This is a genomic window from Megasphaera sueciensis (assembly GCF_050219315.1).
In the GTDB taxonomy this organism is placed as follows: domain Bacteria; phylum Bacillota; class Negativicutes; order Veillonellales; family Megasphaeraceae; genus Megasphaera_A; species Megasphaera_A sueciensis.
Window position 1 is genome coordinate 1,924,576 of record NZ_CP116939.1, and the last position, 25,586, is coordinate 1,950,161.

General features: G+C 39.8%; 26 protein-coding genes and 1 other annotated feature. Of the genes, 7 read left to right on the forward strand and 19 right to left on the reverse strand.

Annotation, left to right across the window (positions count from 1 at the left end; genetic code table 11):
* The first annotated feature begins 440 nt into the window (after nucleotides 1-440).
* A complete protein-coding gene (locus NXG62_RS09265; protein WP_427112135.1) occupies nucleotides 441-2,330 on the forward strand; it encodes a carbon starvation CstA family protein in 1,890 nt (629 codons plus the stop codon).
* A gap of 125 nt (nucleotides 2,331-2,455) precedes the next feature.
* Complete coding sequence (locus NXG62_RS09270; RefSeq protein WP_427112136.1) at nucleotides 2,456-3,364, forward strand: radical SAM protein; 909 nt, start codon at nucleotides 2,456-2,458, stop codon at nucleotides 3,362-3,364.
* Between the two features lie 231 nt (nucleotides 3,365-3,595).
* Here the strand turns inward: NXG62_RS09270 and NXG62_RS09275 are convergent, their stop codons facing one another.
* From NXG62_RS09275 to NXG62_RS09295, 5 genes are all read right to left on the reverse strand, one after another.
* Entirely contained in the window at nucleotides 3,596-3,766 is a 171-nt protein-coding gene (locus tag NXG62_RS09275; RefSeq protein ID WP_427112137.1) for a group II intron maturase-specific domain-containing protein, read from the reverse strand.
* A 410-nt stretch (nucleotides 3,767-4,176) separates the two neighbouring features.
* Nucleotides 4,177-5,457 carry a DUF445 family protein gene (locus NXG62_RS09280; protein WP_322351510.1) on the reverse strand — a complete coding sequence of 427 codons (1,281 nt, stop codon included), beginning with the start codon at nucleotides 5,455-5,457 and terminating at the stop codon, nucleotides 4,177-4,179.
* A gap of 1 nt (nucleotide 5,458) precedes the next feature.
* Entirely contained in the window at nucleotides 5,459-6,730 is a 1,272-nt protein-coding gene (locus NXG62_RS09285; RefSeq protein ID WP_427112138.1) for a DUF445 family protein, read from the reverse strand.
* 57 nt (nucleotides 6,731-6,787) lie between these two features.
* The gene (locus NXG62_RS09290; protein ID WP_427112139.1) at nucleotides 6,788-7,492 is read right to left on the reverse strand and encodes an MBL fold metallo-hydrolase; all 705 of its coding nucleotides are present in this window, start codon (nucleotides 7,490-7,492) and stop codon (nucleotides 6,788-6,790) included.
* A 529-nt stretch (nucleotides 7,493-8,021) separates the two neighbouring features.
* A complete protein-coding gene (locus NXG62_RS09295) occupies nucleotides 8,022-8,957 on the reverse strand; it encodes a DDE-type integrase/transposase/recombinase (RefSeq protein WP_427089594.1) in 936 nt (311 codons plus the stop codon).
* Nucleotides 8,958-9,133: 176 nt separating this feature from the next.
* Nucleotides 9,134-9,356: a binding site (T-box leader), on the forward strand.
* Between the two features lie 43 nt (nucleotides 9,357-9,399).
* On the opposite strand from NXG62_RS09295, the gene cysE reads away from it, so the two are divergent.
* Nucleotides 9,400-10,092 (forward strand): serine O-acetyltransferase, encoded by a 693-nt coding sequence (gene cysE / locus NXG62_RS09300; RefSeq protein WP_427112140.1) that lies wholly within the window; start codon nucleotides 9,400-9,402, stop codon nucleotides 10,090-10,092.
* Nucleotides 10,093-10,298: 206 nt separating this feature from the next.
* Nucleotides 10,299-11,243, forward strand: coding sequence for a cysteine synthase A (cysK, locus tag NXG62_RS09305; RefSeq protein ID WP_427112141.1), 945 nt, complete (start codon nucleotides 10,299-10,301; stop codon nucleotides 11,241-11,243).
* Between the two features lie 13 nt (nucleotides 11,244-11,256).
* Here cysK and NXG62_RS09310 read toward each other — a convergent pair whose 3' ends face one another.
* The 4 genes from NXG62_RS09310 to NXG62_RS09325 all read right to left on the reverse strand — a co-directional run bounded on the left by NXG62_RS09310 (nucleotide 11,257) and on the right by NXG62_RS09325 (nucleotide 14,846).
* The gene (locus NXG62_RS09310) at nucleotides 11,257-12,657 is read right to left on the reverse strand and encodes an SGNH/GDSL hydrolase family protein (RefSeq protein ID WP_427112142.1); all 1,401 of its coding nucleotides are present in this window, start codon (nucleotides 12,655-12,657) and stop codon (nucleotides 11,257-11,259) included.
* A 140-nt stretch (nucleotides 12,658-12,797) separates the two neighbouring features.
* On the reverse strand, nucleotides 12,798-14,054 hold the full coding sequence (locus tag NXG62_RS09315) for a M48 family metallopeptidase (protein WP_427112143.1): 1,257 nt from the start codon (nucleotides 14,052-14,054) through the stop codon (nucleotides 12,798-12,800).
* 24 nt (nucleotides 14,055-14,078) lie between these two features.
* Complete coding sequence (locus NXG62_RS09320; RefSeq protein ID WP_322351511.1) at nucleotides 14,079-14,342, reverse strand: GIY-YIG nuclease family protein; 264 nt, start codon at nucleotides 14,340-14,342, stop codon at nucleotides 14,079-14,081.
* Between the two features lie 18 nt (nucleotides 14,343-14,360).
* Nucleotides 14,361-14,846, reverse strand: a complete 486-nt coding sequence (locus NXG62_RS09325; protein ID WP_427112144.1) for a peptidylprolyl isomerase — start codon at nucleotides 14,844-14,846, stop codon at nucleotides 14,361-14,363.
* A 258-nt stretch (nucleotides 14,847-15,104) separates the two neighbouring features.
* Here NXG62_RS09325 and NXG62_RS09330 point away from each other — a divergent pair, with 258 nt between their 5' ends.
* The 3 genes from NXG62_RS09330 to hcp are packed head-to-tail and all read left to right on the forward strand — an operon-like array spanning nucleotide 15,105 to nucleotide 17,239.
* The gene (locus NXG62_RS09330; protein WP_427112145.1) at nucleotides 15,105-15,290 is read left to right on the forward strand and encodes a ferredoxin; all 186 of its coding nucleotides are present in this window, start codon (nucleotides 15,105-15,107) and stop codon (nucleotides 15,288-15,290) included.
* A gap of 15 nt (nucleotides 15,291-15,305) precedes the next feature.
* Nucleotides 15,306-15,647 (forward strand): cupin domain-containing protein, encoded by a 342-nt coding sequence (locus tag NXG62_RS09335; protein ID WP_427112146.1) that lies wholly within the window; start codon nucleotides 15,306-15,308, stop codon nucleotides 15,645-15,647.
* 26 nt (nucleotides 15,648-15,673) lie between these two features.
* Nucleotides 15,674-17,239 carry a hydroxylamine reductase gene (hcp, locus tag NXG62_RS09340; RefSeq protein WP_427112147.1) on the forward strand — a complete coding sequence of 522 codons (1,566 nt, stop codon included), beginning with the start codon at nucleotides 15,674-15,676 and terminating at the stop codon, nucleotides 17,237-17,239.
* Nucleotides 17,240-17,364: 125 nt separating this feature from the next.
* On the opposite strand, the gene pyk is transcribed toward hcp, so the two are convergent.
* The 10 genes from pyk to NXG62_RS09390 form a co-directional block, all read right to left on the reverse strand.
* Nucleotides 17,365-19,116, reverse strand: coding sequence for a pyruvate kinase (pyk, locus tag NXG62_RS09345; protein WP_427112148.1), 1,752 nt, complete (start codon nucleotides 19,114-19,116; stop codon nucleotides 17,365-17,367).
* Between the two features lie 18 nt (nucleotides 19,117-19,134).
* The gene (gene mgsA, locus NXG62_RS09350; protein WP_322351512.1) at nucleotides 19,135-19,527 is read right to left on the reverse strand and encodes a methylglyoxal synthase; all 393 of its coding nucleotides are present in this window, start codon (nucleotides 19,525-19,527) and stop codon (nucleotides 19,135-19,137) included.
* Nucleotides 19,528-19,749: 222 nt separating this feature from the next.
* Entirely contained in the window at nucleotides 19,750-20,916 is a 1,167-nt protein-coding gene (locus NXG62_RS09355; protein WP_427112149.1) for a GNAT family N-acetyltransferase, read from the reverse strand.
* Between the two features lie 15 nt (nucleotides 20,917-20,931).
* A complete protein-coding gene (locus NXG62_RS09360; protein WP_427112150.1) occupies nucleotides 20,932-21,807 on the reverse strand; it encodes a DUF2156 domain-containing protein in 876 nt (291 codons plus the stop codon).
* 43 nt (nucleotides 21,808-21,850) lie between these two features.
* Entirely contained in the window at nucleotides 21,851-22,459 is a 609-nt protein-coding gene (locus NXG62_RS09365) for a DNA-3-methyladenine glycosylase (RefSeq protein WP_427112151.1), read from the reverse strand.
* Nucleotides 22,456-23,211: an IclR family transcriptional regulator gene (locus NXG62_RS09370; protein ID WP_427114272.1), complete on the reverse strand. Its 756-nt coding sequence runs from the start codon at nucleotides 23,209-23,211 to the stop codon at nucleotides 22,456-22,458. The genes NXG62_RS09365 and NXG62_RS09370 overlap by 4 nt, the downstream gene beginning before the upstream one ends.
* Before the next feature lie 51 nt (nucleotides 23,212-23,262).
* A complete protein-coding gene (locus NXG62_RS09375; protein ID WP_427112152.1) occupies nucleotides 23,263-24,399 on the reverse strand; it encodes an efflux RND transporter periplasmic adaptor subunit in 1,137 nt (378 codons plus the stop codon).
* 17 nt (nucleotides 24,400-24,416) lie between these two features.
* On the reverse strand, nucleotides 24,417-24,662 hold the full coding sequence (locus NXG62_RS09380; RefSeq protein ID WP_427112153.1) for a pro-sigmaK processing inhibitor BofA family protein: 246 nt from the start codon (nucleotides 24,660-24,662) through the stop codon (nucleotides 24,417-24,419).
* 8 nt (nucleotides 24,663-24,670) lie between these two features.
* Nucleotides 24,671-25,261: a recombination mediator RecR gene (gene recR / locus NXG62_RS09385; protein ID WP_427112154.1), complete on the reverse strand. Its 591-nt coding sequence runs from the start codon at nucleotides 25,259-25,261 to the stop codon at nucleotides 24,671-24,673.
* Entirely contained in the window at nucleotides 25,261-25,578 is a 318-nt protein-coding gene (locus tag NXG62_RS09390) for a YbaB/EbfC family nucleoid-associated protein (protein ID WP_091650952.1), read from the reverse strand. The genes recR and NXG62_RS09390 overlap by 1 nt, the downstream gene beginning before the upstream one ends.
* Between the last annotated feature and the right edge of the window lie 8 nt (nucleotides 25,579-25,586).

Consider the following 25,586-nt stretch of genomic DNA (forward strand, 5'->3'; position numbering starts at 1 on the left):
CCCCATTATTTTACATTATGATTTGATTTTATTATATCATTAATCATCAACCTCGCCTATTTTCTCACCCCATATTTACGAAAAAATAATTTTTGACTATATTACTTTATATTACTTTTTATTTTATAACAATAAATGCCTTTAATACATTTCCTTTTATTAATTAGCAAAAATAATCTATATGTTGCATTTTTATTGACAATATTTTATATTTTATTTATTTCTTAATGTGAAATTATTTGTTAAGTAAAACGTAATACTTATGTATTTTAAGCATAGATGCATCATGCATTATCATTTTTAATGCTTTTCTAATGTTATTTTACTTTTATTTTCTTGAATTTTTCGATTTTATGTAATACTATATGCTTATACAAGGTATATTTAGAGGACTTATTTCTAGCTTAGTATTCTTCAAATTTCGAAAAGGAGGTTTTTGTATGAACGGTCTGTTTTTAGTTATTATTAGTGCATTAGTATTCGTATTGGCGTACCGTTTCTATGGTGCATTCATTGCTGCCAAAGTTCTCACAGTCAACCAATACAAGGTAACACCGGCATTTCGTTTTGAAGATGGCCACGATTATGTGCCTACAAACAAGTATGTAGTATTTGGTCATCATTTTGCTGCTATCGCTGGCGCAGGTCCTCTCGTAGGGCCAGTTATAGCTGCCCAGTTCGGGTATCTGCCAGGTGCTTTGTGGATTCTCATCGGCGGTGTATTAGCCGGTGCTGTTCATGATATGGTCATCCTGTTCTGCTCAATGCGTTATGACGGCAAATCTATCGCCGAAATTGCTAAGTCTCAGATTGGTGATAAAGTAGGACTCGCAACAAGTTTTGCCGTACTATTTCTAAACATTCTTGCTATGGCTGGTATGGCTGTTGTTATCGTTAATGCCCTTCACGATAGTGCTTGGGGGACATTTACAATTGCAATGACAATTCCTATTGCTCTTTTCATCGGTGTTTACATGCAGTATCTGCGCCCGGGAAAAATTAAAGAAGGAACAATTATAGGTGTTGCCTTGACATTATTAGCGGTTATTGTTGGTCCAGCGGTTCAAGCATCTCCCACAATAGCGCCTCTTTTCACAATTGGACCTACGGGTATTGGTGTAGCACTTATTATCTACGGCTTTGTAGCTGCAGCTCTTCCTGTATGGTTGCTCCTCGCACCGCGTGATTATCTATCTACTTATATGAAAATTGGTACTATCGGAGCTTTGGCTATTGGCATTATTATAGTTGGTCCGATGATTCAGATGCCTGCTCTTACTCAATTTGTATCCGGCGGCGGTCCTGTTATTACCGGTCCGGTTCTTCCCTATGTTTTTATTACTATTGCCTGCGGTGCTGTTTCCGGTTTTCATGCGATGATCAGTACTGGTACGACTCCTAAAATGCTGATGAACGAACGGTCTATACTTCCCGTCGGTTATGGCGCAATGGTAACAGAATCTTTCGTCGCCATGATGGCTTTAATTGCGGCCACCAGCTTAGTACCTGCCGATTACTTCGCAATCAATAGTTCTGAAGCGGCATTTAAAGCATTAAATATGTCTGTAGTAGATTTACCTCAATTAAATGCAATGATTGGTGAAAATGTGGCACATCGCCCCGGCGGTGCTGTTTCTTTAGCTGTCGGCATGGCATTTATCTTCTCTAATCTTCCTGGTTTAGACCAATTAATGAATTACTGGTATCATTTCTGCATCATGTTTGAAGCATTGTTTATTATGACAATCATTGATGCTGGTACCCGTGTCGGTCGTTATATGCTGCAGGAATTGATTGGCCGCGTATGGCCGAAATTCGGTGATGCTCACTGGATGCCGGGCGCTATCATTGCTTCTGCTCTTATCTCCGGTGCATGGGGGTATATCGTACTGCAGGGCAATTTATCTACAATTTGGCCGATATTCGGTGTATCCAACCAATTACTTGCAATTATCACATTAGCTATCTCATCCGTTGTCATCTGCAGCATAGGTAAAGCCCGCTACGTTTGGGTAACGGCGATTCCATGGGCCTTCCTGACAGTTGTTATCTTCTGGGCAGATTACCTTAACATGTTTAATATTTACTTGCCAAAAGGAGAATGGCTCCTGTTTACCGTAAGTGCTGTTATGGCAATTTTAGTCATTATCGTCAGCATCGGTTCTCTCAAAAAATGTATGGAACTCTCCAAAACAGTTCCCCCTGATTATAAGACACAGGCAGAATATGAAGCTGAAGAATTGCAGCATTTAAAAGAACAAGAAGCGGCTGGCGGAGATTATGCTGCTACGGTAAAAGAATTTGAAGCAGATACATTAGTAACAAAATAATTTTCTATATCTATAAGGAAAAAGAGAATGGTTAAATCCATTCTCTTTTTTATGTCATTTTCTCTTCTTCCCCGCCGTGCTATAATACTTGTAAATAAACTTGTATTGCATGAAAGGAGAAAATCATGAATATACAATCCCCTTGTAATGACTGCCCCCGCCATTGCAATGTCGTGCGGCCTGAAACTAATGCGTCGGAAAAAACCATTCCAGGTTATTGTCATAGTCCTTTACAGCCTATTGTTGCTCGAGCTGCCTTACATTACTGGGAAGAACCTTGCATCAGCGGCACGAAAGGTTCGGGTACTATTTTTTTTACAGGCTGCAATTTACGTTGCTGTTTTTGTCAAAATACGGCTATCAGCCGCTCCGGAAAACAAGGGAAACAAATTACAACACAGCGCCTACAGCAAATTTATAAAGAACTGATTATCCAAGGTGCCCATAATATTAATTTAGTAACACCGACACCTTATATACGAGCAATTATAAAAAGTCTTGATAGCCCACTTCCTGTTCCTGTTGTTTACAATTGCGGCGGATATGAAACAACGGAAACTATTACTGCACTTCAAGGTAAAATACAAATATATCTTCCTGACTTCAAGTATATGGATACATCTCTCGGCTCGACATATAGTATGGTCAGTGACTATCCAGAAATAGCAGAAAAGGCAATTTTGCAGATGTATAAACAAGTCGGACCTTATGAACTTGATGAGCAAGGTATATTAAAAAAAGGACTTATCATCCGTCACTTAATCTTGCCAAATTGTCTGGATAATACTAAGCGTGTTATTGATTGGGTAGCTTCTCATTTTAAAGAAGGGCAAGTATTATTCAGCCTTATGAGGCAATACACACCTTACGGAAATGCTTATAAATATCCAGAAATTAACCGGTCTTTAACTGCTAGAGAATATAATAAAGCCGAGCAATATCTTTTTGACAGTGGTATTGAAGATGGATTTGTCCAAGAAAAAAATTCTGCTAGTAAAATGTTTATTCCGTCTTTTGACGGAACTGGTGTATAAAAAAGGTCCTATACTGATCGAGTAGGAGGTCACACATTAGTTGAGTGAACGACCTCTCCGTCAGCCGCCCATAGAAATTTCACCTGTAAGCTCTCACAAACACCATATGTGAATCTCTCAATGCATACGGGCTATCATTCAATCACTAGTTAGACAAATACGAGATTCCAATGTGGAAACATATTGGGCTCTTTTTCGATGCCCCCGGAACCTCTTGTATTGGCACATTGCTCATTTGACTAATCGTCGCTTGAGGCAATTCATTGTACATTTTACTGCCGACGGATTATATTTGGTAAAGCAATTAAGCCATCCTCGAACTATCGGATTCATACGTTCCGCCAGCATTTCAATTTTGCTTCCAGTGTAACGGTGTAGTTGATTTGAACTGTAATCTTCCAAGTCTGTTTTTTATGAACATTCTTCGGACTGTATAACCCAAAAAGTCAAACTCTGTATTTGGATATGTCCTTTTCCTATCTTTATCTTGGCAATAAATAATTTTGGGGTTCAGCGGATGCAATTCCTGCCTGCACTTTTCCAGGCGCTGTTTAAGTTGTCCCAATATTGCTTCTGCTTCCATTTCCGTTTTGCAGTGAATAATGCATCATCTGCATACCGTTCGAACGGTGTCTGCGGATTTGTTCTTACCCTCCACATGTCAAATACATATGTGCTTGGCACTATTAACCTGCACTCGGGACTTTCACCCGTTAGACTGCACCCATGCCGGGCACATAGCCTAAAAAAGACACGGATCAACGTCAGTGTCTTTTTTATTTATTATGAGTACATGTTCTCATACAATATAATTACGATAATATTCCCCGCATAAAAGGTACCATATAAGGTTCATAAAAAAGATTAAGAAAAAGAAATACCAAAAACCCGATAGAAGCACCTACAAGAGCCCCATTAATCCGAATCCAAGCTAAATCTTCTCCTACTTTGCTTTCTAAAAAATCATTAAATCTTTTTTTATCAAATCCTGAAAGTACCTGCCGAACCGCGACACCAATTAATGCATGTTCATTTTCCAGAATAACCGTACAAGTTTTACGAATTTGTTCATCAAGCCAATCCTTAACTTCTGGATATTGCCCACAATACCGAACATACCGCATCACTTCATCTTCCATGAAGTTTGTCAACTTCTCTTTACCTTCTACTCCTGTCGTAAAATAATAGGTACCAGAGCGAAGCATTCCATTTAGCCATGCCTCAATAGGAAGTGTGTCAATAAAGCGATTTTGTCCATTTTGAATCGTATATGTCAGCTGCCCACTCATTGCATATATCTGAATTTCCAAACGACTGCAAAGCCATTCTCGTTCTTTAGCATCTGCATGCTGCCAGCGTTCCAGCCATGTCACAATACTTTGTTGAATATCTTTTGCTATTTTACGGTTATCCATCAATCCGGTAAATTTCGTTACCGTATTTAGTATATTTCCTCGCTTAGTATCTTCCATCCAACTATCTAAAATTTTCACCAAAAAATCCTCAAAATCCTTACTGCGAACACATTCAGAAAACACTTTAATCAATTCATTCAGTATTTTTCCATCAGGTGATTCCAGCATAGTTATAATTCGATCTTGCATAAACATCATAATTGGTTGTTTTTTTAAATAGCTGCGGATATTTTCTGCAATTGCTTTTTGAGTTTCCCCTTTTCGTGCATAACTATAAATTTTCTCTGCAATTTCATATAAAAAAGAACGAAATTTTTTATGACCATGCTCACTAGACAACCACGCTGAAATTTTAGATGTTAAGGAAAATTTATCAAGTTTCTCTTCCCACATGTGTGGTTTCAATAATTTTTCTGATACAACTGTAGTCATTGCATTGATCAATTGTTCTCGATGATTATAGATTAATTCGGTATGGTAAGGAACGCCGAGAGGTTTATCAAATAATGCAGTAACGGCAAACCAGTCCGCAATACTGCCAATAAGCGCTGACTGCACAACAAAAAATACTAGTTCTTCCCAAAATCCGTTTTCATGTGTATACCACCAAAAAAACACAAGGCCAAAACAAAAAAAAGATAACACCAAGATACTATTGGCACGTTGACGATAGCTCATATTACCAGCCTCCTTTCAAAGCATACATTGCCAGGAATATGCACGCACCTAGGAGTGCTCCAACAAGAGACCCGTTCACGCGAATCATCTGCAGATCATACCAAACTTTGTCTTGCAGTTGTATTGCCAAAACTTGACTGTCATATTTCATAATTTCCTGCTCTGCTGTAGCTCCAAACCAAGTCTGAAGACGCTTCAGCGATTTAACTGCCATAGCTAGGACAGCTCGGTTTATTTGCTCAACAGAAGTTTCCATTTGACGCCATTTTTCTAATCGCTCAACTGTATAATCAGCCGCTATATGACACAAACGATACTGCCGCGATGGATTTTGAATATACCGCAGCCAAGATTCACTTAAATCGGGACGGGATAATGTATAATCAAACAACATCATCTTATAACTTTCTACTCGACTTTGCCAATCTTTATTCATTTCCAACCGTTCCGCCTGTTGCCACAAAAATTGCATAGCTTTACGCCGATAAGCTGAGTCAGTATGTTTCGTTTCTTCTAAGACTTCAATAAATTTTCCTTGTAATACTCCAGCAACATGTTCCGGACTAAAAAGCTCACTGGATAACGCTGCCTTGATGACAAGGGCATAAACAAAATTTCGTTTTTCATATTGACGCAGCGATTCACGATAAATTTCACCTAAATAAACTTTTGCCGTATCACTTTTTGTTGCTGTTTCCAATGTCATAAGCAAAAAATCCAGAAAGTCTTTGCCTGCAACTCCGGCAAAACTAACTTTTAACGATTCACTTAACATCGGTGCTATTTCAATTTTTTCAATAGTTTGACGGCCCATACCGGCGGTATTCCGAACTACTGTCTGCATATCGATGGTATAAAGAAAGGTATTAAGTATTTGTCCCAAAATTTGTTCAGCCGATTTAAAACCTTTTTCACTATGAAGATAATCTAACACAGCATCGAGAACAGGATGACTTTTTAACACATTATACATATTAGGAACTGTCAAAATTTCACATTCAATCATATGCCTGGCTGTTTCCGCTATTCTTTCCTTACTTCGCGGAATAAGCGCCGTCTTAAAAGAAATTCCCAACGGCTTCTTAAATAAAGCAGTTACCGCGTACCAATCCGCGAGTCCGCCAATTAAAGCCGCTCCTGCCAAATGTGTCAGTAACCCGCCCGCAAATAAATCTCGGAACGGATATACCAAAAGCAACACAACAGCAGCAATAATCAATATATAATTAGCTATATAGCTGCGGTTTTGTTTTGTCATCTCCAATTGATCCATGTATGTATTCCTCCTCCGGCTATATGCCAGATATTAATATCTATCAACACAATATGCTTAAAGCAAAATAGTGATAGAATTACCGCCTTCTCGCGGAATCCAAAGCGGCACGTCATCGTGTTTAGCTTGAAAATCAATAGATGGCTGCCACGGTGTTCCAAAATAATGCATAGGAACAAGGCATTTTGTAATTTTTACTCTATCAAGAAAACCCAAAACGCCCCATTCACGTGCTTCTTCCAATCGCGCATCTACCGGGAAAAAAGCTACATCTATAATTTGTCCCTCCAGATGAGACATTTCTTTATCATACATTTTTTTGGCTTCCGCATTATTACTATCTGTATCTCCCATCCAATGCCACCAATTTAGATCACCGGCATGAAAGATACGGCAGTTATCTGTTTCCACCATAAAGGAACCACCTTCATCTGTTGAACCGTATTGCGTAATGTTAACTCCGTCGATAGATATTGTATCATATATATCCAAAGAATGCAGTTTTTCTGCTGTAACTTGTTGCAACTTCACATCCTTGTTTACAATATATTGTGACGTTTGCTGCTCAAAATCAGCAATATGCTTATTAAAATGATCTCCATGCCAATGACTTACAAAAAACCATAAAGGTTTTGTACCGACTGCATATGACGAAACAATGCCTGCTGGATCTTGATAATAATCAAACACAAGCACCTTACTTTCTGTTTCTACGGTAAATCCACTATGATTTAAATAGCTCAACTTTAATGCTGCCGCCATTTGCCATCTCCTCCTTATTTATTTTAAACTTTCTATCAAAAGATTTTTAAATAAAAATATATTTTACTTAAATTATGTTTTCCATTTTTATTATATTTTTTCTTAAGGCCAAAACTAATACTGCTTTATTATAATAATAAGCCGTTTCCTCATCAATCAGAAAAGCTGTTTCCACAGCTTCTTCCGCACAAAGGTAACGGCGCGCGTGTATTTTTTCTTTTATTTCTCATCGAGCAGCACGATCCAATCCTTGTTACCCACCTCGAAAACTGTCCACCTGATAAAAAACAATTTGTAAGATATTTCCACCATGCCATATGTTTTGTTCAAATTTACATTTCCAATTACAAACTTCATTATATCTATATAAATTTTATTTTTCATATTCTCTTATATTATACCGTAGTCCCTTGCTTATTTCAATTATTCCCCTCTATGTTGACTATGATATTACACACCCTACAATAAACAAAAATAATAGAAATTTATAGATATATATTTTTATTATTGTAGGTTTGTCAAACATATGTTACACAGTAGCAAGAAAAGAACGAAGGACTTCGTTAGGAGATTTCCAAGCCAGAGGACGCATAGGAAAATTATTGTATTCTCTACTACGTACTGCTAACTGTTTTTTGAAATCTGCAAAAGAATAAAAACGATGCTCCGCATAGAAGTACTCGTTGTCTTTTCGATGAGAGCGCTCTACCTTTCCGTTATGCCGCGGCGTATACGGCCGTATTTTTTGATGGATAATGTGATAGGCTGCCAATTGTCGTTCAAACAGCGTGAGTTCCGCTGTCTTACTTCGACCAAATCGGTTGGTGAATTCAAAGCCATTGTCGGTTTGGATTTTACAAATGGGAAACGAGAATCTTCGTACCAAGTGTTGGAGAAATATCGTGGAAGAATAGGTGCTCTGTTCTTGGAATGCTTCCAAATACCGAACGCGCGTACATTCATCGATAGCCGTGTATTGGTACATTCTTTCACCCAGCGCATGTGCCTGCCCCACGATGCAAGCAGAAGGAACTACTTTGACATCTACCTGCACTTTTTCTCCAGGGAACAGTGCTTGTTGATAGGGCTTGGGGATGTACTTTGGGTTCGGTACGGATTCCCGTGTGAGTCCGATACGCTTTAAACAGCGATATAGGCCAGTGATGGATCGTGTATATCCCCGTTTTCTTAGCTTGATCCAAAACACGACCAGCCCGGCATGCGGATTTCGTCGTCGCATATTCTGAATAAACGTTATCTCTTGAGACGTGTGCTGATTGGGATGATGGTGAGGGCGTCTGGATCGGGGCTGTAACGATGCCGGGGTCCCATCATAGCGCCATTGCAAGCGATAGATAAACTGGCGATTCGTACGATATTTTATAGCAGCAATAGTCACACCATATTTTCTGGCGTAAGAAAGAATAGATAGACGATACTTTACATCTTGTGTTATGCTGTTCATGAGAGAGCACCCTTTCTGTTGTGGTTTGGTATAGACAACTTAAGCATAACACAAAATGGTGCTCTCTCTTTTCTGTTTTTGTAACATATCTATGGTAAACCTACAAATTTATAGATATATATTTTTATTATTCTATTGACAAAAAAAAAATTAAAGTGTATGATATCAATCAATATAAAAATGCAATGATCAAAACAAGTACACGAATCCCCCCGTTTGACAGAAAATGTAGGCCACCGGCTGAGAGCTTACACCCAGACGAAATACGTGGAATGCCTTTGAGAGCAGAGCAGCTGAAAATATAAGTAGGCTGTTTCCGGTTACCACCGTTATCGGATTTGAGGGGTAGTGTATTTATATGCTACAATCAGAGTGGAACCGCGATCCATCGTCTCTGTTTAGAGACGATGGATTTTTTGTTATATAAATGGAGGTTGTATCTATGTTAAAACAAGTACGTAACGATATACGCGTTATCAAAAATCGGGACCCCGCTGCTAAAAATAGTTTAGAAATAATTTTATGCTATTCCGGTCTGCATGCTATTTGGAATCACCGTATTGCTCATTTCTTCTATATACATCATTGGTTTGTTATCGCTCGCATCATTTCTACTATCAGCCGTTTTATAACGGGCATAGAAATCCATCCAGGAGCACAAATCGGTGAAGGTTTGTTTATTGACCACGGTATGGGTACCGTTATCGGTGAAACAACGATTATCGGCAAAGATGTTTCTCTTTATCAAGGAGTAACACTAGGCGGTACAGGAAAAGAAAAAGGGAAAAGACATCCTACTATTGGTAATTATGCAGTCATTGCTTGTGGTGCCAAAGTTCTTGGCTCTTTTACCGTTGGTGAAGGAGCTAAAATTGGAGCTGGATCTGTGGTTCTTCATGAAGTGCCTCCCTATTCGACAGTTGTCGGCATCCCCGGACGCATTGTTGTTCAAAAAGGAAAACGTCTGCAGGCACATCATACAGAACAAGATATTGATTTAAATCATAATCGGCTTCCTGATCCCATAGAAGATCAAATTACGGCACTAAAACAACAAGTCACCTTGCTCCAAAACCGTCTTGATGCCATAGACGATACTACTGCTATACATCTTGCACTACATAAACAAGCATAATTTTTTATGTTCTTCTTATACAAAGGAAATTTCAGAGTAGTTCAATGCAAGGATAAACTGCACTGTTTTTGTATTCTTTTTACTTATGATACGGAGGTCTATATGTTACCTATATTTACATATTTATGGGTATTTCGATGTAGTAGATACTCATTGTAAAAACATTTTATTTTTAATGGATACCATCCAGGAAGGATCTGAATATTATGGGAAAAATTTATAAAAATGTAGTAGAATTAATTGGTCATACTCCCTTGCTAGAACCAGTTCGATACAATGCAGAATCTGGAATAACCGCAAAAATATTAGTAAAATTAGAATATTTGAATCCAGCAGGCTCTGTCAAAGATCGTATTGCCAAAGCTATGATTGAAACAGCTGAACAACAAGGTATTTTAAAAGAAAACTCAGTTATTATCGAACCAACCAGCGGCAATACTGGTATCGGCCTTGCATCCGTTGCCGCTGCAAAAGGCTATCGGGCAATCTTTACCATGCCGGAAACCATGAGTATTGAACGACGAAATTTAATGTCTGCCTATGGTGCAGAAATTGTTCTTACTGAAGGTCCTAAAGGAATGCAAGGAGCAGTTGATAAAGCAGAAGAATTAGCGAAAACCATCCCCAACAGCTTTATTCCAGGACAATTTACCAATCCGGTCAATCCTGCGGCCCATAAAGCAACTACAGGACCTGAAATATATGAAGATACAAAGGGTGACGTTGATATCTTTTTAGCTGGTGTTGGCACTGGCGGTACGTTATCGGGTATTGGTGAGTATTTAAAAGATAAAAAACCTTCTGTACAAATCATTGCGGTTGAACCAGCAGATTCTCCGCTTTTATCCAAAGGTCATGCAGGTCCTCATAAAATTCAAGGTATTGGCGCCAATTTCATTCCCAAAACCTTAAACACCGCTATTTACGATGACATTTTTACAATTACCACAGAACAAGCTTATGAAACAGCTAATATTTTTGCCAAGCACGAAGGTATTCTCATTGGTATTTCTTCTGGCGCAGCACTCTATGCCGCAACAGAACTTGCTAAAAAACCGGAAAATTCGGGCAAAACAATAGTTGCACTTCTTCCTGATACCGGAGATCGTTATCTCACAACACCTGGATTTCTGGTGCCTGGAAAGGAGTAGTGGTCAACGACCATTACTCCTTTTCCCATGCATCGTCTGGCAAAGATAAAATATATTTCCATTCAGCGTTAATGGCTCCTGCTATCATCTGTTTTCCCTGCGGATCAAGATGTAATCCATCCAACGCTAAGTAGGTAAATAAATCGCCATCTGTATCTGACATTCCCGGCGTAATATCAATATAAACCTGCGTGCGAATCCAAGCATTTACTATGGCTACACGCTGCTGCCAATCTTCTGCCGTATCTTGATCAAATGCTTTTTTGATATTGGCAGGATTGATTGGCGGTACCGTTAAAAACACGGGTTTTATATCATGATCCAGGCATGCTTCCTTGACTTTCTTCATGTCGTAAATCACAGAATAGGGCGATTCTCCAGCTCGCAAACTATTAGACCCCATAAGAATAATTAGATATTTCGGATGAAAAGGTAAAACATCTCGTTCAAACCGTTCCGCTGTCATATTGCTTGTATCTCCGCTTTGAGCTAAATTGATAGTAGGAAAATCAAGATAGTACTGATAACTGAACGCCCAATCACTTGGCGAATAAGAAATACTGCCGCCGCCATGACTAATACTATCCCCCAGTGTAGCTACTTCATAATTATCTTCCGGACTCGTCTTAAAAGGAACTGCATCAGAGTACACACCTATAGTATGCCCCAAATTATCCATACCGCGGACACGCCAATATAAAACCGTATCTGATACTCGAGATTTAGGGTCGTATTGTTCTGAACTTTCACAAGTAAGTAAATCTATACGATGAACAGATGGTTCTGTACCGTTAGGATTCTCTGGTGCTGCATCCAAAATTTCTATTTCATACTTATCTGCTTCAGGAATAGGTATCCAATCATAGACAGGGTAAAGAAGAACCGTTCCATTTCCTTGATCATAATAAGATAATGGCACCGGCTTTTCAATTATTGGCAACGCTCGGTTTACATATACTGGTTCAACATCAGAATAATCACTTACTCCATTACCATCCAAATCAATTCCCCGAACACGCCAATAAAACACATCACCATCAAAATCCTTCGGAAGATAAAACATATATCCGGTCACATATACTCGCTTTGTTGGCATAATTGGTTCATATGAATCCTGTTCATCTTCGTTTTTTTTCAAAATATCCACTTCATATGCTACCGCCGTATCAACGCGGGACCATCGTAAAAGCGGCATCAAAGAACTTTTTTCCGGAGTTTGCGCCATGACTTGCGGTTTTACCTGCTGTAAATCCGATGACACTAATTTATTGCTGACTTCATAGGTCTTACGTACTTTTTCCATCGGCGGTGATATAATATGGCGCTGCACAGCCCCTGGGCGAGCCAAGGAAAGGAATGCAAAACTTACGGTGAAACAAAACAAAAACATCGTAATATATGCAACTCTTCTCATATTTACCGCCTCCTTGCAGAAATTTTTTTAAGTAAAAGCACTTATATATTGTATAGCGTAAAGATACGTTAATGTCAAGTGTTTTTAAACAAGCCGTTACATAAATGATCCCATAAATCATTTATGTAACGGCTTATTGTTCATCCCGCAACATGCTCAGATATTCCCACTGCAGGTGTTGATGTATTCTTATTTTTTAACGTTTCTTTTGTCTTTTCCTTATAACCATGTGTTTTAAGCCATTCTTCTTGTAATGAAGAAATTTTATTTTCATTCAGCATATCTGCCTTGGCAGATAACGCCAATTTTAAATTCTTTATAATGGATGCTTGGTCATCTCCCACAGCACAAGTCATAATGGTTGTCCCATTAACAGCAATATCACTGCCATCCCGTGCTATATTCCATTGCCAATCCGCTGTTTTAGAAGTTGAACGCACTTGAGGTACATTCTTTTGCACCGCTTCGCCATAAACCTCATGTGTCAGCCGCGCCAAATTTCCAGCGACAAGATATGCCCGACGGCAGGAGGAATAGTCTCCAAAAGAAACGGGAGTCACAACAGGAAACGCGTTAACATATACTGTTGCTCCGCCAACTTGAACGCGATTGCCAGACCACAGTGTCATCCGGTTTCCTAACCGTTCAATACGATTCGACATTTTAGGATGATTATTGGGGTTGATAGCACGTTTCCAGCCTTCCGTATATAGATTCCCGTATTTTTCATAAATCAGTACCATGGATGCCGGTGCTCCACCTACATTGTATTGTGTATTTTTTAAAATATTGAACCCCGTTGCATCCGCTTCTTTTTCCTGATCCATGGTAATTACTTCATTGTCAATGTAATTTACTGCAAGACCGCCAACTAAAATATCCAGCAAGTCTCCATTACCGCCAAAAGCCAAATCTACCGCCGTCGATACGGCTATCCCTTTAAGAATGCCGTTAACAGCATGACGATGCTCACCATGTCCCATTTCATGGCCTAAAGTAAACGCCAATTCAGAATCATTAAGAGCATTCATCATACCCTGATTAATAGAAATAACTCCGCCGATAGTTTCAAATGCATTCATATCCGGTGAAGGGTTGACATACATCTTATAGTCTCTTTTGATCATACCCGTTTTCATCAAATTTGCATGGATATTATCTAATCGCTGATTGGCCGCCTCATCATGAGACACCCCTGTTTTTTTCTGCGTTTCTGCCAGCATTTGATTTTGCCTGTCGGCATCCAATTGAACCAACTGTTGTTTTACAATAACCATAGCCATTGTACCGTATGCCAATATCTGCCAAGAATTAGCCGCCATTACTGCTCCTACTGGAACGGTTGTCAATGAGACACTGACAAGAAGAGTCCCAATCCACTTTTTACATCGTTTCATGTTGCCATCTCCTTAAACCAATTCTTATTCCTCCACCCGGCATATACCATCCTTATACAATTGCTCTTTTTTCTTTCGCGGCCATTGTTTAATTAATTGTTCCCAATGCATTGCATCATGCCTAGTAGAAAAAGCTTCATACCAGACAAGCTGCACCGGCCGCCGATATCTGGTATATTTGGCCCCCATACCGTTGTTATGCACAGTCACACGTCTTTTTACATCTAGTGTCCAGCCAGTGTAAAGTGTATTGTCGGCACAGCGCACCATATATGTATAATATGTCATATGCACGTCTTCCTCTGTTTACAATGTATCCTTTATTTCCAATGATTCAATGACTACCTTATTTACGGGACGGTCAAATTGATCCGTTGGAACATTGCTTAATTTCTGTACTATGTCATAATTATCAATAACTTGGCCAAATATAGCATGATGATTTTGAAGCCAAGGAGTAGGAACAACGGTAATAAAAAATTGTGAACCACCCGTATCGGGACCTGCATTAGCCATCGCCAATACCCCCGGTTCATCAAAAGTTAATCCTGATCCAAATTCATCTTCAATGACATAACCAGGGCCACCGCGTCCAGTTCCTTCGGGATCACCGCCTTGAATCATAAATTCTGAAATAATGCGATGAAATATTGTACCATTATAAAATCCTGATTCTGCCAATTTTTTAAAGTTCTCCACTGTTGCAGGGGCCGCTTCAGGAAATAACTCCACTGAAAAATCGCCATTATTCGTATGAAAAACAGCATATAATGCATTCTTTTGTTCTGACATATATATTTCCTCCTTTTATTGTATACATATATATCGCGTATTTTATTGATAATAGATTATATATATACTTCATAGTAACAGTATACTAAATATTTTATTTTTTTTAAACTCTTTTGCTATTTTAAAATTTTTTCTTTATGTTGCATATACAACATACCTAATAAAAAATTCATTCTATAATAAGTTCATAAAAAGGATTGGCGGGATATTAATTCCCGCAACGCATATACTATTGTTTTTAAGAAAGGAGTCTTTACTATGAAATTTAAAGTTAATGAAAATTGTATTGGCTGCGGCCTTTGCGCCAATACTTGTCCTGACGTTTTTTCTATGACTGAAGAAGGTATCGCTGTTGCTGTTGAAGGAGACGTCGCAACCTCAGTGGAAGATTCCGCCCAAGAAGCTTTAACAAGCTGTCCTGCCGGAGCAATTGAAGAAATTTAACAAAGGAGCCAAATAATGGAAACAAATTATATCAAAAATCTTTCTCATGAAATGGTTCTCTCTCTCGCTGATCAGGTTACTGTGTCTCCCGGCCAGATTGTCAGCCGAACATTAGCACAAAATAAAGCAGTAAGCATTACTCTGTTTGCCTTTGCCCAAGGGGAAGAAATCAGTACGCATGAATCCACAGGTGATGCCATGATTACTGTTCTAAATGGAACCGGCCGTTTTATTGTTGGAGAAAAAGAACATATTGTACATACCGGGGAAACACTGGTTATGCCGGCTAAAATTTCCCATGCCGTTTATGCTATGGATGATTTTAAAATGATATTAATTGTAGTGTTCCCGTCGTAAGGTAAAATTTATAGGAGGTATTCTAAATGGAAAAACAGATGTTTTGTTTTCAATGTGAACAGACAATGGGGGGGACCGGATGTACTGGACGTGCCGGTGTATGCGGAAAATCTGCTCCCGCGGCTAAATTGCAAGATGAATTAACAGGTGCCCTCATAGGATTAGCACGTACCGCTGCAGCCAATGCACCTACAAGCAAAACAAATCGCATTATTTTGGAAGGTTTATTCACCACTATCACAAATGTAAATTTCGATGTAGCAACTATTCAGTTGATGATCGATAAAGTAAACGCAGAAAAAGATGCTATTTCTCCAAATAGTGCCGCCAACTATGATGTTGAACAAATTTGGAACGACAATGAAGACGTCCGTTCTCTGAAGTCTCTTATTTTATTCGGCATCCGCGGTATTGCTGCATATGCTTATCATGCTCTTATGCTGGACTATACCGATAAAGAAGTCGATGCATTCTTCTTAAAAGCATTAACTGCTTTGGGAGAAAACTGGGGCATGAATGAACTGCTTCCTATTGTTATGGAAACAGGAAAAGCAAATTTTGCCTGCATGGAATTACTTGACAAAGCCAACACCGAAACGTATGGTACCCCGCAACCAACCTCTGTTCCCTTGACTATTGAAAAAGGTCCCTTTATTGTCATCAGCGGTCATGATCTTCACGACTTAAAACTTCTTTTGGAACAAACAAAAGATAAGGGGATTAATATCTACACCCATGGCGAAATGCTACCGGCTCATGCATATCCACTGCTTAAGCAATATTCTCACCTTAAAGGTAACTTTGGTACGGCTTGGCAAAATCAACAAAAAGAATTTGATAATATTCCTGGCCCTATTCTCTTTACTACCAATTGTCTTATGCCGGTTCGCAGCAGTTATGCTGACCGTGTATTTACAACAGAGGTGGTGTCTTACCCTGAAATAGTTCACATTGGCGATACCAAAGATTATACACCTGTTATTGAAAAAGCATTAGAACTTGGTGGTTATGCAGAAGCGCAACATTTTACAGGTATCAACGGAGGCGCCACCGTCATGACTGGATTTGGCCATGGCACTGTTCTTGCTGTTGCCGATACGGTTATTAATGCAGTGAAAGCGGGTACTATCCGCCACTTCTTCCTTGTCGGCGGTTGCGACGGTGCTCGTCCCGGACGTAACTATTACACAGATTTTGTCAAAAAAACGCCTGCCGATACAGTAATTCTTACATTGGCCTGCGGCAAATATCGTTTTAATGATCTCGATCTTGGTACTATCGGTGGTTTACCCCGTATTATGGATATGGGACAATGCAATGATGCCTACAGTGCAATTAAAGTCGCAATTGCACTCGCCAAAGCATTTGACTGCAGCGTCAACGAGTTACCACTTTCTATCGTCCTTTCCTGGTATGAACAAAAAGCTGTCTGCATCCTTTTGACATTGCTGTACCTAGGTATCCAAAACATATACCTTGGCCCCACATTACCAGCATTTGTATCACCTAATGTATTGAATTATCTTGTAGAAAATTTTCATCTTACACCTATTAGTACTCCAGAAGAAGATTTGAAAAAAATTCTAGGATAAATAATAACAAAGTATGCACCAAATATTTTTTAACAATACATAACCGGCAGCTAGTATTTTTATTAGCTGCCGGTTATGTATTTTGTTAAATTAATCTTTTATAAAAGTCATACCCTTGCATAAAACTATCTAGCATTGGTGACTCCGCGGTAAATCGTACCACGCGTACCATCAACAGTAACAATTTCACCATTTTTCAACTTCGATACGGCGTCTTTAGCTCCTACAACACAAGGAACACCTAACGTCAATGCAGCTACTGCTGACGGACTGGTAAGGCCTTCTTCCTCCGAAATAAGTGCACCTGCACGGCTTATATATTTCATATATCCCGTTTCAGCTGATTTAATCACCAAAATACATCCATCTTCAAACGTATCTGCTATTTCTGCTTCATCAGAAGCTACACAAACCTTTCCTACCGATGTTTTTTTACCCAATCCCGTTCCACGCAATACGACATCGCCTACAACTTGGACACGAACCATATTAGTGGTTCCTTCGATACCCACGGGAACTCCTGCCGTCAACACTACAAGGTCCCCTGTTTTTATTAAATCATTATTTAATGCTGCATATATCGCTTTATCTACCAATTCATCTGAATCAGCCGCTTTTTCTCCTAAAACGGGTTGAATTCCCCAATTCAGCAGTAAGCGCCGAACAATATGCTTGTGCGGTGATACAGCAATAATGGGACATGCAGGACGATACTTAGATATAATCTGTGCTGTGCCGCCTTTTTCGGTTGAAGCAATAATTGCGGCTGCGTGAAGATTATCTGCAATAGTAACCGTTGCTCTGCCAATAGAATCCGTCGTAGAGGTACCCCCTGCTGAAGCTGCAAGTCGTGTTTCCTGTGGCACAAAATGACTTTCCGTAAACAATGCCACTCGTTCCATCGTTTGAACAGCAGCTGCCGGATAGGCTCCACCTGCAGTTTCTCCGCTTAACATGATGGCGTCGGTTCCATCTATAATAGCATTTGCCACATCACTGGTTTCCGCTCGAGTCGGACGCGGATTGGTACACATAGATTCAAGCATCTGCGTTGCTGTTATTACTGGTTTTCCTGCTGCATGGCATTTATTGATAAGCATTTTTTGCAGCATAGGCACTTCTTCAGCTGGCACTTCTACACCCAAGTCTCCGCGAGCTACCATTAATCCATCAGACATTTTAATTATTTCATCTATATTCTGTACAGCCGCCTGACATTCAATCTTAGATATGATCTGCATATGATTGCCATGTTTTTCCAATATTTTACGAATAGAGACGACATCCTCTCCTCGTTGAATAAAAGAAGCCGCTATAAAATCCATATCCATGGAAATACCATATTCGATATCCTTGACATCTGTATCTGATACCGCGGGGAGATTGATTGCTACACCTGGAACAGCAACACGCTTGCGATCACTCATCTTCCCTTTATTCAAAATCTTTGTATGTATATCGTCACCTTCAACACAGATAACTTCTAAATTAACCAAGCCATCAGACAGCAAGATATGATCTCCCGCTTTTACCTCTTTGGGAAGATTTTTATAAGACATGGATGCAATTGTTTCTGTACCTTTTACATCTCTAGCCGTAAGTATAAATTCTTTCCCTGCTTCCATCTGAATAGATCCTTTTTCAAAAAATCCCAAACGAATTTCTGGCCCCTTTGTATCCAGCATAAGTGCCACCGGAACTCCGGTGCGCTTTGAAGCCGCACGAACCCCATCTATTCTTGTTTTATGTTCTTCATGTGAACCATGAGAAAAATTAAATCGAGCTACATTCATGCCCGACCGAAGCATATCATCCAGAATTTCCGGACTATCAGAACTTGGTCCTAATGTACATACAATTTTTGTCTTTTTCAACATAGCATATCTCCTCACTTATCATTTATTGAATAATTCCGGCTTATCCACCAACGCAGTAAGTAATATACGAGCACTTGTCACGTTAGTAGCAACCGGAACTGAGTGAACGTCACAAAGGCGCAGGAATGCCGATACATCGGGTTCATGCGGCTGTGCCGTTAACGGATCTCGTAGAAATATAACACCTAACACCATATCAGAAGCAACCATAGCCCCTATTTGCTGATCACCGCCAATAGGACCGGATTGCATACGCTTCACAGAAAGTCCAGTGGCATCACAAATACGTTTTCCCGTAGTACCTGTTCCTACAAGCGGATACTTGGACAATACCTGAGAATACTCTGTTGCTAACCGCACAATGTCATCCTTTTTGGCATCATGAGCAATAAGAGCAACATATTTTTCCATAATCTGCCTCCTTATTTAAAACATGCACAACATAGTCATAGCAATAATTCGTTCCGGTAGGTTCGTTTTTTGTCCCAGTTTAAAAAAACAACATATACATTACATTTAGACTATTTTCAATCTATAGTGATTGTATCGTATCTAACTTTTTTATGCAATGGTACTGATACCAAATAAAGGAAAAGTTCTATCGTTGATTTTTATGCTACAATATAAAAAATTTCAATACCATTCATTAATATAGCAAGAACAAACAGGAAAAATTTTCTCTAACTGCCGGATTGATGCATCACTGCCAGATAATTTATCATAATATACAAGTTCCGCTGCTGACATCGTACCAAAGACAAGTAAAGATAATGCCCCAATTCCCATTTTTATAGAAACTTCCGTTGTTTCCCTGGGAACAGCTTTTCCTTTTCCGTTTGCTACTTGTAAAGAAAATATGCCATTATTCCACGATGCAAGAGGATCCTCTACGGAAAACTGAACTTCAGTCTGAATATCAACTGGATATGATATAGACGATAAAATACCGCAAACATCAACAATACGTCCCGCCATAAACGGCATAGTTTCATGCCCTGCACGGCCATCCGGATACAATCGATATGACTGATCCTGCATGCCTTCATTCCACTGGACTTCTTTACCCTGAGAGCGATGGTTATACATATATCCTAATAATCCCCTTTTACCTTTATAGGATGTATATACGAATTCTCCGCAACGAATAGTAGGATCCCCTAACTGGTAAAACAAATACCCTATAGGATGTGTACCATCAAATACTACAGCAATATTACCTTCAGCCAGTTGTCCTTCAATATGGCACCGCCAAGATAATTCATCCCGTACCGCATATCCAGATAATTTGCTGGTATATACATCATAAACAGCAGCCAACAACTCCCACTGATCCGGAGTAGTAACCATACCATAATGAACAGTACGATCTGAAAGAGGGCGCAGCATATCTAATAACATTGTCTCCCGCCATTGATGACAATATAATTCATAGCCATATGGCTGGTAAAATCCCGCCTTAGAAGGCATCAAAATATTCACATAATGACCACGCCGCCTCATTTCTTCCAGCGCAGCCAACAGTAATTTCCCTCCTACTCCACCGCGCCTTGCCGCCGGATGTGTTGCCAACCCCACAATATATGAGGTAGCGATATCTTGTCCCCGCAACCGTACTGTATATGGGTTTAAATGCGTCAAACAAGCCATCTGCCCTTTCATAAAACCCATTAAGACATTATCCGATTTATAACAACGAGAAAAATACCATTGAAAAAAAGGATCATTTTTTGGTTCAAAACAATATGCCCATAAATTTTCTACAATTTCCCGATCTTCAGGACCAGCTAAACGAAATTCCATAACTATACCTTTCTGCTATAAGTCAGCTAATGTAACATCATATTTTTCGATGAACCGCACTGGATTATAAGACTCCTTTGATTTTCGTAGGCCGGGGATTCCCATATCTTCTTCCCGGTTAATATATTTCGTATGACTCCAAGCATGTCGGACAAATTCATAGTTGATCGCTTGATATAATCCCCGCATAGACGGATCACTTTTTTCAAAATGAATAATAGCCGTATCATCATTGAGCATTTCTCCGATAGAAAACGCAACGACCTTATTAAACACACAAATGGCTCCGCCTGTCGGCTGCAGCATACTCCAATTGTCAAATACCGTCTGGATGGCATATCTTTCCGCATCAAGCTCCGAATCTCCTTCATCATGCTCATCATACCAGGTGCGCTCGGCCTCTAAACATGCATCAAACAAATTTTCAGTAATGGGAACATACTCATATCCCATATATTGATTACGAAAATGATTCAAATTATTTTTCTTCTGCCTAAACTTCTTTCCAGACAAATTAATGAGATCCTGCGTCAAATACACATATTCATAATTATCCCGATCCGGCTTAATATGGTAACAGTCTGGGCAAAGTTCCTGTATACGCTGCACTACTTCTGGCACAACACCCTTCATAAGAAAAGGATATCCATGTTCAGAAAACCATTCTTTCATGCGGTCTAACCCTTTGACAAAACTTCCGTCCTTCCGAGCAAAAGGGGGCAGCCAAAACTGCTTTTTCCCGCGCCCAGAACGAATATACATTACATTATCTTCTTCAGTCCATTGTATTTCATACGGTTTCTGCCAAGCAAACAATGTCATAAACGTTGAATCAGCCTGTTCATATCGCTTCTGATGAAAATAATCCTCGATGACTGGTTTATCTTCCAATCTTAATTCTTTAAATTCTATGATAAGGACTCCCCCTTAAAATTTAAAATCTCGAAACATACGGATTTCCCTTTATATAAAACCGCCAAGGAAAATATTTTCCTTTAACAGCATAATTAATGTTAATGCGTGTTGAACGGCAAGTACAAATTTGACTTGTATTCATTGGTTCCATAACATAAAGTTCATCCCCGCAGAGATTCAATTTATTCTGCCGCAAATCAATATCCAAAGCTCGACACAATTTGCCGGGACCATTTGTTAAATTTTTACATAGTGACGATGCTCCTCTATTTTTCAACATTTCATCCAACCCGGAAATAGGCTCAACTGCACGAATCAGTACCGCCTGTGCATCTCCTTTTGATCCCGTAACAATATTCATGCAACAGTACATGCCATAAATTAAGTAAACATAACTCCATCCTCCTGCCCAAAACATAGGTTCTGTCCGAGAGGTAAGACCATGAAAAGCATGCGAACCATCATCCCGCTGCCGACGATACACTCCTCCATACGCTTCGGTTTCCACAATACGGCCTACCAGTGTTTTCTTCCCCATCTTATGGACAAGATATCGTCCCAGCAAAGCCGGAGCTATATCACGAGCAGCAGCGGCATATGCGTGCTGTTGCCATTTATTTTCTATCATGATTTCTTACGGTAGCCTAGCGAATATGAAATTTCGTAAGCATACTGTCCCATGGTAAATAACATTTTCTGCCGTATAGAGTCATAAAATCTCATAGACGGACCGGCAACTGTCAAAGAGGCTATAACTTGACTTTCAAAATTAAAAACCGGCACAGCCAGAGCAAATAAACCATGCTCACTTTCATCTTGTGTAACAGCATATCCGGTATGCCGAATTTGTGAAAATTCTGCTTCTGATAAATTACCATATTGCAAAATAACCCGATTTCGCTCTTCTTTATTACACCATGCTAATAATACCTTTCCTGCCGCCCCCTTATAAATAGGCAAAGATTCCCCAATCGGAATGACTCGCCGAAGCGAATGCGTACTTTCCACATGATCTAAACAAATGCGATTATCCCCTTCTGCAATATAAATACTGGCAGTTTCATTAAAAAGCTGCTGCAATCGCCGCAAATAGGGTTTAGCTAACGTAACAACATTCTCTGTCCAATGAGAAGAATACCCAAGTGCTAACGCTTTAGGTCCTAAACGATACTGCTTGGAAGTTTCATTACGCGTTAAATACTGCCGCCGCTCCAGCGTATTAACAATACGAAAAGCTGTAGATGTATTTAGGTGCGTATGAGCCGCAATTTCCTTTAATGTCATCCCAGTATTACATTCCACAAATATATCCAAAACGTCTAGACTCTTTTCCAATGACTTTAATAAACTATTCTGCCGATCTAATTGCTCTGGTTCCATCGTCTTCAATGCCTTCACCTGCTTTGCTAAAAGCTATACCATTTTAAAACGCTATGTCGTCACTTTCATACCAATTTCCAAAGATTGCGGTGGATCTTCAACAACACGGTCTCCGTCCTTAAGACCATCAAGTACAACAACACGTCCCGCTTCTTCGTCACCAGTAAGAATAGATCGAACATCCGCCAATCCGCTATCATTTACAATATAAACAAAATCACCGGAATCTTTTGTCCTAACCGCCGTTTTCGGAATAGTAATTTGTGATACTTCCTGCGGTGTAGATATACGCACATGATAAAATTCACCCGGGACAAAAAGATTTTTATCATTATTAAAAGTAATCTTCGCCATATAACTGCCTGTTGCGGGGTCTTTACCCGTTGCCAGATACGTCAGTTCGCCTGCTTGCGATTCTCCCGAAGGAGCCAATACAGCTACACTAATAGATCCATTCTGCTTTGCCATATTTAATGCCTGAATATATGTCTCAGGAATAGCAAATGTCGCTACTAACGGCGTCATCTGCTGCACTGTAGCCAGAACCATTCCCGCTACGGCTACGGAAGGATTATCAGAAACTGCTGTTATTCTTCCATCTATAGGAGAATAAATCGTTGTATTTCCTAACATATCCCGTGCGGCCTGAATAGAGGCTTGAAGCTGAGCAATCCGTTCCCTGTCTATGGCCGGAGCTGCAGATGATCCCGCCGCTGTAGCAGCAGTACCAGCAGCCGCCTCATTTTCTTTAGACATCATTTGATTATATTCAACTTTAGAAATAGCCCCCATTCGATACCAAACATCAAGTTTTGCCCGCCTGTCACCACTATCAGCATCTCCCGACATATCCCGTGAAGGATTTGTTCCCATAGATGCTGTCACCAGTGCTGATTCAGCAGATGCCACACTTTGCTGATAGGGGATTTGATCAACCTGAACCAATATCTGCCCCGCCTTAACATCTTGCCCAACTGTCAATGGGACAGATATCAATTTACCTGATAGCTTAGGAACAATATTTGTCATATGAAGAGCCGTCACATTAGCATCCAACGTCAGCGCAACTGGATGATCTGATTTTGTAACTGTCTCCACCTTAGTTTTCACACCATTCCCACAGCCGGAAAGAGCTGACACTGCAACCAAAGCAGTTACAACAAGTACCGTCCATTTTTTTACTTTCACAATATCCCTTCTCTACGTCAAAAAAAAGTAAAATATAACATCAAGACAGCTACTCCGGGTAAGCCAAAAATACCAATAATAATACCTGTTATCCAAGTAATCGGTACATAATGCAAACCCATAGCACCACCGAATTGATTGATAAAGTATAAGGCAATGAGCCCAATAATAACATTGAAAGCCAAATGCCGAACCGGAGCCAGCACAAATTTATTTAAAATCCAAAGTGCGGCAATACCTACACCTATCCAAATATAATCCATCAGGCACCTCACATTTCCTGCCGATTTGCCACCGCTCCTGCCAGTGTCGCTTCATCAGCATATTCAATGTCTCCTCCCATAGGGAGCCCTCGTGCAATACGGGTCACACGAATGCCCGTAGCCTTAAGAAGCCGCGCTAAATATAAAGCGGTAGCCTCTCCTTCGACATCAGGATCCGTAGCCAGAATTATTTCCTGAACTTCCGTGTTTTGAAGACGCTGCAATAGTTCTTTAATACGTAAATCTTCCACCCCGATGCCATCCAACGGTGATAACGCTCCCTGCAAAACATGATATAAACCATGATAATCGCCACTGCGTTCAATAGCTGACACATCCTGCGGAGTTTCTACTACACATATCACCCCATGATCCCGGCGGTCATCGCTGCATATAGGGCAAGGATTCTGGGATGACAAATTAAAACAAATAGAACAAAAACACATCTTTTGCTTTGCATCCCGTATGGCAGCAATAAATTCTTCTATCTTTTCCGGCGGCTGCTGAACCATATAATAGGCTAACTTACGAGCAGTTTTTATGCCTATGCCAGGCAAGCGGCGAAACTGTTCCGCCAGTCTATCCAAAGGCGTATCCATCAAAACATCCCCGGCAGTTTCATCCCGCCTGTAATTTTTCCCATTTCCTGAGCCATCATATCATCCACCTTTTGATTAGCCTCATTAACAGCTGCAACTACTAAATCTTCCAGCATATCTACATCTTCCGGATCAATAATACTGGGATCAATATGAACACTTTCAACTTTTTTTTCGCCATTCATGACAATAGTAAGTACTCCTCCGCCAACCGTAGCTTCTACCGTCCGTGTTTTTAAATCTTCCTGCATTTTCTGCATTTCTTTCTGCATTTTTTGTACTTTTTTCATCATTCCCTGCATATTTCCACCAAACATAGTAATTC

Coding starts and splice junctions, on each gene's coding strand:
- NXG62_RS09265 (WP_427112135.1), top strand. CDS start 441: ATGAACGGTCTGTTTTTAGTTATTATTAGTGCATTAGTATTCGTATTG.
- NXG62_RS09270 (WP_427112136.1), top strand. CDS start 2,456: ATGAATATACAATCCCCTTGTAATGACTGCCCCCGCCATTGCAATGTC.
- NXG62_RS09280 (WP_322351510.1), bottom strand. CDS start 5,457: ATGAGCTATCGTCAACGTGCCAATAGTATCTTGGTGTTATCTTTTTTT.
- NXG62_RS09285 (WP_427112138.1), bottom strand. CDS start 6,730: ATGGATCAATTGGAGATGACAAAACAAAACCGCAGCTATATAGCTAAT.
- NXG62_RS09290 (WP_427112139.1), bottom strand. CDS start 7,492: ATGGCGGCAGCATTAAAGTTGAGCTATTTAAATCATAGTGGATTTACC.
- NXG62_RS09295 (WP_427089594.1), bottom strand. CDS start 8,957: ATGAACAGCATAACACAAGATGTAAAGTATCGTCTATCTATTCTTTCT.
- cysE (WP_427112140.1), top strand. CDS start 9,400: ATGTTAAAACAAGTACGTAACGATATACGCGTTATCAAAAATCGGGAC.
- cysK (WP_427112141.1), top strand. CDS start 10,299: ATGGGAAAAATTTATAAAAATGTAGTAGAATTAATTGGTCATACTCCC.
- NXG62_RS09310 (WP_427112142.1), bottom strand. CDS start 12,657: ATGAGAAGAGTTGCATATATTACGATGTTTTTGTTTTGTTTCACCGTA.
- NXG62_RS09315 (WP_427112143.1), bottom strand. CDS start 14,054: ATGAAACGATGTAAAAAGTGGATTGGGACTCTTCTTGTCAGTGTCTCA.
- NXG62_RS09320 (WP_322351511.1), bottom strand. CDS start 14,342: ATGACATATTATACATATATGGTGCGCTGTGCCGACAATACACTTTAC.
- NXG62_RS09325 (WP_427112144.1), bottom strand. CDS start 14,846: ATGTCAGAACAAAAGAATGCATTATATGCTGTTTTTCATACGAATAAT.
- NXG62_RS09330 (WP_427112145.1), top strand. CDS start 15,105: ATGAAATTTAAAGTTAATGAAAATTGTATTGGCTGCGGCCTTTGCGCC.
- NXG62_RS09335 (WP_427112146.1), top strand. CDS start 15,306: ATGGAAACAAATTATATCAAAAATCTTTCTCATGAAATGGTTCTCTCT.
- hcp (WP_427112147.1), top strand. CDS start 15,674: ATGGAAAAACAGATGTTTTGTTTTCAATGTGAACAGACAATGGGGGGG.
- pyk (WP_427112148.1), bottom strand. CDS start 19,116: ATGTTGAAAAAGACAAAAATTGTATGTACATTAGGACCAAGTTCTGAT.
- mgsA (WP_322351512.1), bottom strand. CDS start 19,527: ATGGAAAAATATGTTGCTCTTATTGCTCATGATGCCAAAAAGGATGAC.
- NXG62_RS09355 (WP_427112149.1), bottom strand. CDS start 20,916: ATGGAATTTCGTTTAGCTGGTCCTGAAGATCGGGAAATTGTAGAAAAT.
- NXG62_RS09365 (WP_427112151.1), bottom strand. CDS start 22,459: ATGATAGAAAATAAATGGCAACAGCACGCATATGCCGCTGCTGCTCGT.
- NXG62_RS09370 (WP_427114272.1), bottom strand. CDS start 23,211: ATGGAACCAGAGCAATTAGATCGGCAGAATAGTTTATTAAAGTCATTG.
- NXG62_RS09380 (WP_427112153.1), bottom strand. CDS start 24,662: ATGGATTATATTTGGATAGGTGTAGGTATTGCCGCACTTTGGATTTTA.
- recR (WP_427112154.1), bottom strand. CDS start 25,261: ATGGATACGCCTTTGGATAGACTGGCGGAACAGTTTCGCCGCTTGCCT.
- NXG62_RS09390 (WP_091650952.1), bottom strand. CDS start 25,578: ATGTTTGGTGGAAATATGCAGGGAATGATGAAAAAAGTACAAAAAATG.